This is a genomic window from Curtobacterium sp. MCLR17_051 (assembly GCF_003234395.1).
In the GTDB taxonomy this organism is placed as follows: domain Bacteria; phylum Actinomycetota; class Actinomycetes; order Actinomycetales; family Microbacteriaceae; genus Curtobacterium; species Curtobacterium flaccumfaciens.
Genome location: NZ_QKTA01000004.1, coordinates 77,299 through 89,618 on the forward strand (window position 1 = coordinate 77,299; position 12,320 = coordinate 89,618).

10 protein-coding genes and 2 tRNA genes are annotated in these 12,320 nt (G+C 68.6%); 7 read left to right on the top strand and 5 right to left on the bottom strand.

Going from position 1 to position 12,320, the window contains the following annotated elements; translation table 11 throughout:
* Positions 1-4 precede the first annotated feature (4 nt).
* From DEJ06_RS05660 to pknB, 5 genes are all read left to right on the top strand, one after another.
* Positions 5-1,357 carry a Stp1/IreP family PP2C-type Ser/Thr phosphatase gene (locus DEJ06_RS05660; protein ID WP_071404143.1) on the top strand — a complete coding sequence of 451 codons (1,353 nt, stop codon included), beginning with the start codon at positions 5-7 and terminating at the stop codon, positions 1,355-1,357.
* Complete coding sequence (locus DEJ06_RS05665; protein WP_071404142.1) at positions 1,354-2,799, top strand: FtsW/RodA/SpoVE family cell cycle protein; 1,446 nt, start codon at positions 1,354-1,356, stop codon at positions 2,797-2,799. Before DEJ06_RS05660 ends, DEJ06_RS05665 begins: the two co-directional genes overlap by 4 nt.
* The gene (locus DEJ06_RS05670) at positions 2,796-4,250 is read left to right on the top strand and encodes a penicillin-binding protein 2 (RefSeq protein ID WP_110863675.1); all 1,455 of its coding nucleotides are present in this window, start codon (positions 2,796-2,798) and stop codon (positions 4,248-4,250) included. Before DEJ06_RS05665 ends, DEJ06_RS05670 begins: the two co-directional genes overlap by 4 nt.
* Positions 4,247-6,028, top strand: a complete 1,782-nt coding sequence (locus tag DEJ06_RS05675; RefSeq protein ID WP_111038685.1) for a serine/threonine-protein kinase — start codon at positions 4,247-4,249, stop codon at positions 6,026-6,028. Before DEJ06_RS05670 ends, DEJ06_RS05675 begins: the two co-directional genes overlap by 4 nt.
* A gap of 117 nt (positions 6,029-6,145) precedes the next feature.
* The gene (gene pknB, locus DEJ06_RS05680; RefSeq protein ID WP_258372375.1) at positions 6,146-7,972 is read left to right on the top strand and encodes a Stk1 family PASTA domain-containing Ser/Thr kinase; all 1,827 of its coding nucleotides are present in this window, start codon (positions 6,146-6,148) and stop codon (positions 7,970-7,972) included.
* A 271-nt stretch (positions 7,973-8,243) separates the two neighbouring features.
* Here pknB and DEJ06_RS05685 read toward each other — a convergent pair whose 3' ends face one another.
* The gene (locus tag DEJ06_RS05685) at positions 8,244-8,888 is read right to left on the bottom strand and encodes an aminodeoxychorismate/anthranilate synthase component II (RefSeq protein WP_111022494.1); all 645 of its coding nucleotides are present in this window, start codon (positions 8,886-8,888) and stop codon (positions 8,244-8,246) included.
* 81 nt (positions 8,889-8,969) lie between these two features.
* Here DEJ06_RS05685 and DEJ06_RS05690 point away from each other — a divergent pair, with 81 nt between their 5' ends.
* Complete coding sequence (locus tag DEJ06_RS05690; RefSeq protein WP_071404137.1) at positions 8,970-9,224, top strand: cell division protein CrgA; 255 nt, start codon at positions 8,970-8,972, stop codon at positions 9,222-9,224.
* Between the two features lie 349 nt (positions 9,225-9,573).
* Here the strand turns inward: DEJ06_RS05690 and DEJ06_RS05695 are convergent, their stop codons facing one another.
* Positions 9,574-10,428 (bottom strand): rhomboid family intramembrane serine protease, encoded by an 855-nt coding sequence (locus DEJ06_RS05695; protein WP_111038687.1) that lies wholly within the window; start codon positions 10,426-10,428, stop codon positions 9,574-9,576.
* A 7-nt stretch (positions 10,429-10,435) separates the two neighbouring features.
* Positions 10,436-10,975: a peptidylprolyl isomerase gene (locus tag DEJ06_RS05700; protein ID WP_027466924.1), complete on the bottom strand. Its 540-nt coding sequence runs from the start codon at positions 10,973-10,975 to the stop codon at positions 10,436-10,438.
* A 115-nt stretch (positions 10,976-11,090) separates the two neighbouring features.
* Here DEJ06_RS05700 and DEJ06_RS05705 point away from each other — a divergent pair, with 115 nt between their 5' ends.
* Positions 11,091-11,666 (top strand): hypothetical protein, encoded by a 576-nt coding sequence (locus DEJ06_RS05705; protein WP_051597033.1) that lies wholly within the window; start codon positions 11,091-11,093, stop codon positions 11,664-11,666.
* Between the two features lie 429 nt (positions 11,667-12,095).
* Here the strand turns inward: DEJ06_RS05705 and DEJ06_RS05710 are convergent.
* Positions 12,096-12,168 (bottom strand) — tRNA-Ala (locus tag DEJ06_RS05710).
* Between the two features lie 56 nt (positions 12,169-12,224).
* Positions 12,225-12,301 (bottom strand) — tRNA-Ile (locus DEJ06_RS05715).
* Positions 12,302-12,320 lie beyond the last annotated feature (19 nt).

Sequence of the window (12,320 nt, forward strand, 5' to 3'; positions counted from 1 at the left end):
CGGCATGACCGCTCGCACGCTGAGCGCCGCTGTGTCCCACGTGGGGCGCATCCGCGCGAACAACCAGGACTCCGGCTACGCCGGGGCGCACCTGTTCGCGGTGGCGGACGGCATGGGCGGCCACGCCGGCGGTGACGTCGCCTCGGCGATCGCGATCCGACGCATCCGCGAGGTCGACCGCGAGTTCCCGTCGGCGCACGACGCCGAGTTCGCGCTGCAGTCGGCGCTCATCGCGGCGAACCAGCTGATCACCGAGACCGTGTTCGAGCACCAGGAGCTCACCGGCATGGGCACCACGGTGTCCGCGATGATCCGCGTCGGCGAGCAGATCGCGATCGCGCACATCGGCGACTCCCGCATCTACCGTCACCGCGACGGCGAGCTGCAGCAGATCACGTCGGACCACACCTTCGTCCAGCGGCTCGTCGACAGCGGCCGGATCACGCCGGAGGAAGCCGCGGTCCACCCGCGTCGCTCCGTGCTGATGCGCGTGCTCGGCGACGTCGACGCAGCACCCGAGGTCGACACGGCGATCATGGACATCCAGCCGGGCGACCGCTGGCTGCTCTGCTCCGACGGCCTGTCCTCGTACCTGGCCGAAGAGCGCATCCGCCACGCCCTGGCGTCGAACATGGACGCCAACCAGGTCACGCAGCGCCTGGTGAAGGAGACGCTCGACCACGGCGCCCCCGACAACGTCACCGTCGTGGTGATGGACGTCACGGACACCGAACCCGAGGACGACGACGACGCGGCCACCACGGTCGGTTCCGCCGCGGCACCGCTCACCTTCGAGGCGTCGACCGGCCGCAAGCCGATCCGCCTCCCCACGATCCTGCTGCACCCGCTCAAGGTCACCACCGCCCCCGAGGACTCGCACTTCGAGCCAGAGTCCGACCAGTTCTTCGCCGAGCTCATCGCCGAGGACCGCCGACGCCGCATCCGCCGTCGGGTGTCCTGGACCGTCGCGCTCGTGGTCGCCGTCGCCGTGCTCGTCGGCGCGGTGTTCGTCGGCTGGCGGATCACGCAGGACCACTACTACGTCGGCACCGACCGGGGCACCGTCGCGATCTACAAGGGCGTGCAGCAGTCGATCGGGCCGTTGGCGCTGTCGGACGTGTACGAGGACAGCGACATCACGGTCTCGTCGCTGCCGGACTACACCCGCGAGAACGTCCGCTCCACGATCAACGCGCAGTCGCTCTCCGACGCCCGTGACATCGTCGAGCGCCTGCGCAAGGCCGCTGCGACCGGCGAGGACCAGGCCGGCACCGGTGGGGACGGCGACGCCAGCTCGTCCCCGTCGCCCTCGCCGACCCGTTCGCCGTCGCCGAGCCCCACGCGGAGCCCGCGATGAGCAACGCCACGGCCGCCCAGTCCTTCACCCAGGCGATCACGATCAAGCTCCGGGAGCCCGCTCGCGCGCGGAACCTCGAGCTCTTCCTGCTCGTCATCGCGTGCGGCATCTGCGCGGGTGCGATGGTGCTCGTGCAGCTCGGCACCAAGGGCCGGCTGTTCGACCAGTCGGTGCTCTGGGTCGGCGGCGGCATCCTCGGCCTCGCGCTGGTCATGCACGTGGTGCTGCGCGTCGTGGCCAAGAACGCCGACCCGTTCATCCTGCCGATCGCGCTCGTCCTGAACGGCATCGGCATCGCCGAGATCTACCGCATCGACGTCCACAACGGCCTGTCCGGCTGGGACGCCATCGGCGTGAAGCAGATCGTCTGGACGATGCTCGCGATGGTCCTGGCGATCATCACGCTCGTCGCCGTCCGCAACCACCGGTTCCTGCAGCGGTACCGGTACATCTTCATGGCGCTGACGATCGTCCTGCTGCTCCTGCCGATGCTGCCCGGCATCGGCACGAACATCGGTGGCGCGCGGGTCTGGATCAAGATCGGCCCGTTCTCGTTCCAGCCCGGTGAGCTCGCGAAGATCACCATGGCGCTGTTCTTCGCCGGGTACCTCGTCACCGCCCGCGACTCGCTGTCGATCGTCGGCAAGAAGTTCCTCGGCATGACGTTCCCGCGTGCCCGTGACCTCGGCCCGATCCTGGTCATGTGGGGCGCCGCGATGGCCGTCCTCGTGTTCCAGCGCGACCTCGGCACCGCCCTGCTCTACTTCGGCCTGTTCCTCGTGATGATCTACGTGGCCACGGCACGGATCAGCTGGGTCGCGATCGGTCTCACGCTGTTCATCGGTGGCGCCCTCGTCGCGCAGAGCGTCCTGGAGTACGTCCGCGGCCGCTTCGAACAGTGGCTCGACCCGTTCAACCAAGAGGTCTTCAGCCGCGACACCCAGGCGAGCTACCAGCTCGTGCAGGGCTTGTTCGGCTTCGCGAACGGCGGGATCACCGGCACCGGGCTCGGGCAGGGCCGGCCGTACATCACGCCGGTCGCCAACGCCGACTACATCGTCGCGTCGCTCGGTGAAGAGCTCGGCCTGATCGGCGTCTTCGCGATCCTCGCCCTCTTCATCGTGTTCGCCTCGCGTGGCATCCGCGTCGGGTTCATGGCGCAGGACGACTTCGGCAAGCTGCTCGGTGTCGGCTTCGGCTTCATCATCGCCCTGCAGGTGTTCGTCGTCGTCGGTGGCATCACCCGGATCATCCCGGTGACCGGTCTGACGACGCCGTTCATGGCCGCCGGTGGTTCCTCGCTCATCGCCAACTGGATCATCGCCGCGATGCTGCTGCGACTCACCGATTCCATCCCAGCCGAACAACGCGTCCAGCAGGGCGCGATCCCCGCCGCGAGCGGGCGGTCTGCGCGCGCGACCAGGAAGGAGCGTCGTCGATGAACCGACAGCTCCGCGGTGTCTCGACCGTCATCGTGCTCATGTTCGTCGCACTCTTCGTGTCGACGACGTCGATCCAGTTCTTCGCGGCCGACTCGTTGCGCGCCGACTCCCGGAACTCCCGAACCATCTTGGACAGTTACTCCACCAAGCGTGGCGCGATCCTCGTCGACGGCAGCCCGATCGCCGAGTCGACCCCGGTGGACGACCAGTACCAGTACCAGCGCAAGTACACGAACGGCGACCTGTACTCCGCGGTCACCGGGTACTTCACGATCGGGCAGGGCAACACCGGCATCGAGAGCGCCGAGAACACCGTGCTCTCGGGCAACTCGGACGCCTCGTTCTTCCAGAACCTGAACTCGATCCTCACCGGCCAGGACGTCCAGGGCGACAACGTCAACCTGACCATCGACCCGGACGTGCAGCAGGCCGCGTACGACGCGCTCGGCACCAACAGCGGCGCCGTCGTCGCGATCCAGCCGAAGACCGGCAAGATCCTCGCGATGGTGTCGAAGCCGAGCTACGACCCGAACTCGCTCACCTCGCACGACACGGCCGAGGTCAAGCGGCAGTACGACGCGCTGCTCGGGGCCGACACCGCCCCGCTGCAGAACCGTGCCATCGGCGGCGACCTGTACACCCCCGGATCGGTGTTCAAGCTCGTGGTGGCCTCGGCGGCACTCGAGGGCGGCAAGTACAACCTCGACTCCACGTTCCCGAACCCGTCACGACTGCAGCTGCCCGGCACGAGCTCGTACATCAACAACGCCGAGGGCGGCACGTGCGGCGGCGGCGACAAGGTCAAGCTCCGCACGGCCATCCAGTACTCGTGCAACATCCCCTTCGCCGAACTCGGCCAGAAGCTCGGGTACGACGCGATCAAGAGCATGGCCGACAAGTACGGCTTCGGCGACGCGATCGAGATCCCGATGGCGGCGACCGCCAGCCAGTACCCCGACGTCGACTCGACGGCCCAGCTCATGCTGAGCGCCTTCGGCCAGGCGAGCGTCCGGGTCTCCCCGCTGCAGATGGCGATGGTGTCGGCCGGCATCGCGAACGGCGGCAAGGTCATGCAGCCCTCACTCGTCGACTCGATCACCACGAGCGACCTGAAGACGGTCGAGTCCTTCTCCCCGAAGCAGTACAGTGATCCGCTGTCGTCCTCCGAGTCCGCTGACCTCACCGAGGCCATGCAGAGCGTCGTGAGCGCGGGGACCGGTACCAATGCCAAGATCGACGGTGTCGACGTCGCCGGCAAGACCGGCACGGCCGAAGGTGGCACCGGCGATCCCTACACGCTCTGGTTCACGGGGTTCGCCCCCGCCAAGGACCCGGAGGTGGCCGTCGCGGTCGTCGTCGGCAACGGCGGCGGGCTCGGGCAGTCCGGAGTCGGCAACACGGTCGCGGCCCCGGTCGCGAAGAAAGTCATGGAGGCGGTGCTGAACAAATGAGACCCACCAGCGGACTCACCTTCGGTGGGCGGTACCAGCTCTCCTCCCGGGTCGCCATCGGCGGCATGGGCGAGGTGTGGCAGGCGACCGACCTCGTCATCGGCCGAACCGTCGCACTCAAGATCCTCAAGGACGAGTACCTCGGTGACCCCGGCTTCCTCGAGCGCTTCCGCGCCGAGGCCCGGCACGCCGCCCTCGTCAACCACGAGGGCATCGCCAACGTCTTCGACTACGGCGAGGAGGACGGCAGCGCCTACCTCGTGATGGAGCTCGTCCCCGGCGAGGCCCTGTCGACCATGATCGAGCGCGAGCACACGCTCCCGGTCGACAAGGTGCTCGACATCGTCGCGCAGACCGCGAACGCCCTGCAGGCCGCACACGCGGTCGGCCTGGTGCACCGCGACATCAAGCCCGGCAACCTGCTCATCACGCCCGACGGCCGCGTCAAGATCACCGACTTCGGCATCGCGCGCATCGCCGACCAGGTCCCGCTCACCGCGACCGGTCAGGTGATGGGCACGGTGCAGTACCTGTCGCCCGAGCAGGCGAGCGGCCACCCCGCCTCGCCGTCGACCGACATCTACTCGCTCGGCATCGTCGCGTACGAGGCCCTGGCGGGTCGTCGTCCGTTCACCGGTGAGTCGCAGGTCGCGATCGCGATGGCGCACATCAACGAGCAGCCGCCGCCGCTGCCCGGGGACATCCCCGAGCCCGTCTCGGCCCTGGTCATCTCGTGCATCGCGAAGAAGCCGGCCGACCGCCCCGCGACGGCCGCGAACCTCGCACGCGCCGCACAGGCGCTGCGTCGTGGTGACGTCGCCGCAGCCACCGTGGCCGTCCCCGCGATCGCGCAGAACGGCACCGTCGCGTTCAACCCGCCGCAGGGCCAGGGGAACGACGCCGCGACCGCACTCCTCGGCACCCAGGCCGGAGCGATGGCCGGCGGACCGGGCACCCCCCGCTCGCCGGTCTCCGACGAGCCCGAGGAACCGAAGAAGAAGCGCGCCTGGATCTGGTGGGTCGTCGGCATCATCGTCGTGCTCGCCATCGCCGCCGGCGCCGCGTACGCCCTGAACGCGAACAACGCCCCGGAACCCGAGCCCACGAAGTCCTCGAGCACTCCGAAGGCGACCCGCACGCCCACACAGACCCCGTCCCCCGAGCCGACCGAGACCCGCGTCACGGTCTCGGCGGCGGACTACCAGGGGCAGAACGCCGAGCAGGTCGCGAACCAGCTCCGCGCCCGGGGCCTGCAGGCCGAGGTCGTCGCCGGGTCGAACGCCACGTCGTCCGACCAGGTCGGGACCGTCGAGTCGCTCAGCCCCGAGGGCAGCCTGGCCCCCGGCACCCTCGTCACCGTCAAGGCGTTCGGCGACGTGCTGACCGCAGCGGCGCCCGAGCGTGCCACCGGCGGGACCGTCAGCGAGTCCGGTCGTGTGACCTTCAGCTGGCCCGCGTACACGAGCTGCCCCGCCGGGTACTCGGACGTCAGCTACACGTACACGATCGACAACGGCACCGTCCCCTCGAACGGCAGCAGCTCCGGCTCCACCTCCGGTACCGCGGTGACCGTCGCCGGCGCCCAGTACGGCAAGGTGACCCTGTCGTACAAGGTGACCTGCAAGTCGCCGCAGTCCGATTCCTCGGTGGTCTCCGCGTCCTCGCCGGGCGCGCAGGTCGAGTGGACCGAGCCCACGGACCAGGAGACGACGAACCCGGACGAGGGGATCGACCCCAGCGAGGGCACGAACCCGAGCCAGGCCGGACCGCAGGACTGACCCCCTTACGGGGACTGTCGACACCGTTCGGTAACGGTTCGGTCGACCCCTCCCTGACCAGCGTCTCACCAGGTGGTGCTGCCGTACACTAGCCCGGACGAACAGACGGAGGAGTACGTGCCAGAAGGTGTGACCGCGGGGATCACGCTCCTCGCCAATCGCTACGAGATCGGTGACGTCATCGGTCGGGGCGGCATGGCGACCGTGCACCTCGGCAACGACACCCGCCTCGGCCGCAAGGTCGCGGTGAAGCTCCTCAAGCCGAGCCTCGCCAACGACCCGGCATTCCGCACGCGGTTCCGGCAGGAAGCCCAGGCCGCTGCACGCATGGCCCACCCCACCGTCGTCCGCGTGTACGACGCCGGCGAAGAGACGGTGTCCGAGCCGTCGGGCGCCGAGGTGCAGGTCCCCTTCATCGTCATGGAGTACGTCGAGGGCCGTCCACTCTCCGACATCATCGCCGAGGGCGCCGTCGCCCCGGACGAAGCCGTGCGCATCACCGAGGGCATCCTCACCGCGCTCGAGTACTCGCACCGTGCGGGCGTTGTCCACCGCGACATCAAGCCCGCCAACGTCATGGTCACCCACACCGGCCAGGTCAAGGTCATGGACTTCGGCATCGCCCGGGCCATCACCGACACCTCGGCAACGGTCGCGCAGACCACGTCGATCCTCGGCACCGCCTCGTACTTCTCACCGGAGCAGGCCCGCGGCGAGACCGTCGACGCCCGCACCGACCTCTACTCCACCGGCGTCGTGCTCTTCGAGCTCCTCACCGGTCGCGCACCGTTCCTCGGGGACACCCCGGTGGCGGTCGCGTACCAGCACGTCAGCGAGCAGCCGGTCGCACCGTCGACGATCTCGCCCGACGTGTCACCGGCCCTCGACGCCGTGACCCTCCACGCCCTGGTCAAGGACCGCACGCGCCGGTTCCAGAACGCGGCCGAGTTCCGCTCGGACCTGCAGCAGGCCGCAGCCGGCCGGGTGCCCGCGTCCACGAAGAAGCAGCAGCAGAACGCGGCGAACGATGCCTCGACCGTGCTCTTCGGCGTCGACCCCCGCACGACGACCAACGCCGCATCGGCGTTCCGCGAGCTCGACGACGACACCGCCGAGCACCGACCGCAGCGCACGCAGAACCGTCCCCCGGTCGCGTGGATCTGGGTCGGGATCCTGCTCACCGTCGCGGTCATCGTCGCCGTGGTGTTCTTCGTCGCGAACCTGCAGCCGGGCAAGCCGCCGGTGTCGTCCTCGGTCAGCGTGCCCAACGTGGCGGGGTCGACCTACAGCGCCGCGGCCAGCGCCCTCGACAAGAAGGACCTCAAGCCCGTCAAGGTCGAGGAGAACTCCGACAGCGTCGACAAGGGCACGGTCATCCGGACGGACCCGGGCTCCGGGGTGAACGTCGGGCGCAACCAGAACGTCAACGTCGTGGTCTCCCTCGGCCCGGAACGCGTCCCCGTGCCCGAGCTCAACGGGCAGTCGCAAGCGGCAGCGCAACAGTCCCTCGACGACGCCGGATTCCGTCTCGGCGCGATCTCGAGCGACTACTCCGCCGACGTCCCCGAGGGCACCGTGCTGAGCTCCGACCCCGAGTCGGGTTCCCTGCACACCAAGGGCATCGTGATCAACCTCACGATCTCCAACGGCAAGGTGCAGCTGCCCGACGTCACGCAGCAGCAGTACTCGGCGGCGAAGGCCACCGTCGAGCAGCTCGGGCTCACCGTGAACCCGGCGCCGTCCTACTCGTGCACCGGCGGACTCGTGACCCAGCAGGACACCCCTGCCGGAGACGTCGCCCAGGGCAGTGCCGTCACGCTCACCTACTGCGCACGAGCTGCGGCGCCGCCGAAGGCACCCTCGTCGAACAACGACAACAACGACAGCGGCGGCAGCAGCGGGAACAACGATCGCGGTGACGACCAGGGTGACGACGGCCGCTGAGCCGACCGTCTCCTGACGCGACCGTCCTGACGGACGGGTGACGGGCCTCCCGTCCGTCCTCCGTGCCCACAGGCACGTCCGCTCGTCGCCTCCGCTCCTGACGGCCTGGAGGCACGGCGCCCGCCCGCAACCGACCGCACGTCACGCAGATGGTCCGATCCAGTGCCCGCGAGACGCCGTCGTGTCAGCAAGACGCCCCGGAACGCGCGAGACGCCGCCGGATCCGGCGGCGTCTCGATGACACGACGGCGTCTGCCGCCATGGCCGTTCGTCAGGCGCGGTGCGTCGCGATGAGCGGCCCGAGGTCGGCGGCGCGTTCGGCGGCTCCCGACAGCCCGGTGGTCTCGAGCCAGTTGCCGACCATGCGGTACCCGCCCTCGGTCAGGACCGACTCGGGGTGGAACTGCACGCCGAACACGGGGTGCGCGCGGTGCTGGACGCCCATGATGACCCCGCCCTCGGTCCGCGCGGTCACGGTGAGCTCGTCGGGGACGGTGCCGTCGACGATCGCGAGCGAGTGGTACCGCGTGGCCGTGAAGGGGTGCGGGACGCCGGCGAAGAGCGCGCTGTCGTCGTGGTCGACCTCGGAGGTCTTGCCGTGCATGAGCTCCTCGGCGTGCGTGACCGTGGCGCCGAGCGCCTCCGCGATGGCCTGGTGCCCCAGGCAGACACCGAGCAGCGGGGTCTCGGCGGCGATGGCCGCGTGCACCGTGGGGATCGAGACGCCGGCAGCCGCCGGTGTTCCCGGACCGGGCGACAGGAGCACGCCGTCGTACTCGGCGATGCGGTCGGCGATCTCGGACTCGGGGAAGGCATCGTTGCGCACGACGTCGGTCTCGGCGCCGAGCTGCTGCACGTACCCGTTGAGCGTGTAGACGAAGCTGTCGTAGTTGTCGACGACGAGGATCCTGGTCATGGCGGTTCACCGTACTCGTGGGGGATGTGTGCGGCGGTCCGCGGGCCGATCCACACACGTGGTCACGGTAGGATACCGGCCATGGCCAAGGACAAGGACCGCACCAAGCCCGCCCGGACGACCCGAGCTGACTCGGTCGACACCGCGGGGGATGCCCCGAACCCGGTGTGGTTCAAGCCGGTCATGTTCGGCTTCATGCTCATCGGTCTGGTGTGGGTGATCGTCTTCTACATCTCGAACGCCACGCTGCCGGTTCCGAGCCTCGGCTCGTGGAACATCGTCGTCGGCTTCGGCATCATGTTCGTCGGCTTCCTCATGACCACCCGCTGGCGCTGACCCCCAGCCCGCTGTTCTCCCGACGCCCGTCGCACCGCAAGGTGCGGCGGGCGTCGTCGTTCTCCACAAGCTCGAGCGCTCCTGGAACGCACATCCTCGAGGATCCCGCCGTTCTCCACACTTTTCCCCACTCTCCACACCGTCATCCACATCCTGACCCCGGAGTTATCCACAACCGATTCCACAGTGGGGATAATCACACTGGTGTAACTCACCGTCTTTTCCACACCTGTGGATAACTCCCAGTGCCGCTGTGGACAGCTGTGGACGAGCAGGATACGGACAGCCCTGGGAACGACGAACGCCCCGCCGCAGTGCGACGGGGCGTTCGGGGAGCGTTGTGGCCGCGTCAGCCGATCGTGACCGCGTACCCGACAGCGGTGAGCGCGATGCCGAGCACCGCCGCGCCGATGATCAGCGCGATCTGCAGCGGACGCTTCCGGATGTTGCGCGTCTGTGCGAAGACGAAGCCCATCAGGAAGCCGCCGATGATCCCGCCCACGTGCGCCTGCCACGAGATGTTGACGCCGGGCAGGAACCCGATGACCAGGTTCAGCCCCATGAGCACGAGGAGCTGCACGGCGTTGTTCCCCAGGCTGCGCTGCAGCACGAAGAACGCGGCGAACAGCCCGAATATTGCACCCGAAGCACCCAGCACGGTCGTCCCCGGCGCCAGGAAGGTGACGAGCATGGACCCGAAGATCCCCGTGATGAAGTACAGCGCCACGAACCGCCAGGTGCCGAGCATGTTCTCGAGCATGCGACCGAAGATCCAGAGCGCCCACATGTTGAACAGGATGTGGAAGATGCCCGAGTGCACGAACAGCGAGGTCACCACACGCCAGGGCTGCGTCGGCAGCAGGAACGAGTTGTAGGCGAGCAAGCTCGTGAAGAACCGCCCGCTGACCTGGTCGAGCAACCAGATCGCCACCGTGATCGCCACGATGACGGTGGTGCCCTTCTGGTCGAGCATGGCGAAGCGCCGCCGAGCGACCGTGAACCCGCTGGGGGCTCCGGACGCTCGGCGGTTCGCTGCGAACTGTGCGCGCTGTTCACGCACGCACTCCGGGCAGTGCACCCCGACCGCCGCCGGCGTCTGGCACTCCGGGCAGATCGTCCGCCCACAGCGCTGGCAGAGCACGAAGCTCTGCCGGCCCGGATGCCGGTAGCAGGTGTTGTTCGGGTTGTACGCCTGGTCGGTCACGTGCTGGTCAGACGCCTTCGACGTCGATGCTCTGGATGACGACGTCCTCGACGGGCTTGTCACGACCGTCGGTCGGGACGCCCTCGATCGCGTCGACGACCGCGCGAGACTCGTCGTCGGCGACCTCACCGAAGATGGTGTGCTTGCCCTGCAGCCACGGCGTCGCCACCGTGGTGATGAAGAACTGCGAGCCGTTGGTGCCGCGGCCGCCCTGGATGCCGGCGTTCGCCATGGCGAAGATGTAGGGGTTCTGGAACGTGAGCTCCGGGGAGATCTCGTCGTCGAAGCGGTACCCGGGGCCACCGATGCCCTGGCCGAGCGGGTCGCCGCCCTGGATCATGAAGTCCTTGATGATGCGGTGGAAGATCACGCCGTCGTAGAGCTTGTCGGTCGAGACCTTGCCCGTGCCGGGGTGGGTCCACTCCTGCTGGCCCGTGGCGAGGTCGACGAAGTTCTTGACGGTCTTCGGTGCGTGGTTGCCGAACAGGTTGACGCGGATGTCGCCCTTGTTGGTGTGGATCGTTGCGACAGCGGTGTGCAGAGACATGTTCCGATTCTCGCATGCACTCCTGACCGCGGACGGATTGCACAGCTGCGGTTCCGTGACCTGTCAGGCAGTGTGGTGGCAGGATGGGGTCACGCCGATCCGATGGAGGTACCAGATGACGACGATCGAGATCCCGCGAAAGCGTCGGAAGCAGATCAAGAAGCTCAAGGGCCAGACCGCCTCGCTCCTCGGCGAGCAGCGCAAGGTCCTCGAGCACGCGAACGCGATCCTGGCTGAGGCCCGGTCGAACGCCGCGGACGCAGCTCGCAAGGACATCGCACCCCGCGTGCAGAACGCGATCGACAACGGGATCCGTCCCGCGTTCGCCACCGGCGTGCACGCTGCCACCTCGGCAGCGCAGAGCGCTTCGCACAAGTTCCAGTCCGAGGTGGTCCCCGGACTCGTCTCGACCGCTGGCTCGGTGCTGAGCGTGACCGACCTCGCGAAGGACCCCCGGGTCAAGAAGATCGTGAAGAACGCGCAGAAGAAGAGCAAGAGCGCGAAGAAGGCTGCCGCGAAGTACGTCCCGTCGCAGCAGAAGAAGGGTCTCGGCTTCGGCGGAGTCGCACTCATCATCGTCGGCGTCGTCGCCGTCGCCGGTGCTGCGTACGCCGCGTACCAGACGCTCCGCGCCGACGACGACCTCTGGGTCGCCGACGACGCTGACACGGCGGAGAAGCCCGCCGCCTGACCTCCCGGTTCGTACGAAGGGCCCCGGCTGCTGCCGGGGCCCTTCGTCGTTCTCCGGGCACACGCTGAGTGCACGGGCCGGCCGCCTGCTCTGAACGCGCCCATCCACGGACCTGGAGGCCCGCACCGGCCTGGCCCCGCGCCTCCCGTCCGCCATGCGCTCACGCGACGCGCCCCGGGGACGCCGCCGAAAGGTCGCAACCTGTCGTCTGGAGGACCCGCAGACGACAGTTCCAACCACCTCGGCGAACCGCACACGGCATGTCGCGACCACTCGAGAAGATGCCGGCCGCAGGCAGATTGGCCGACCGAGCCGCCCACGACGACCGCGCCGCCCGCGACGACCGCGCCGCAGGGGCGGCGGCGCGCATGGGCACAGAACGAAGCCCCTGGGCAGACGACGGAGTCGGCAACCAGGGGCTGATGCGAGTGGAGCCTGGGAGAATCGAACTCCCGACATCCTGCTTGCAAAGCAGGCGCTCTACCAACTGAGCTAAGGCCCCGAGTGCCACCGAGGTGATCGGCGACGGGATGGAATTGTCGTGCTGTTCCGGAGAACTGGTGGGGCTACAAGGACTTGAACCTTGGACCTCTTCGTTATCAGCGAAGCGCTCTAACCGCCTGAGCTATAGCCCCTCAGACCGGATGAAAGCCT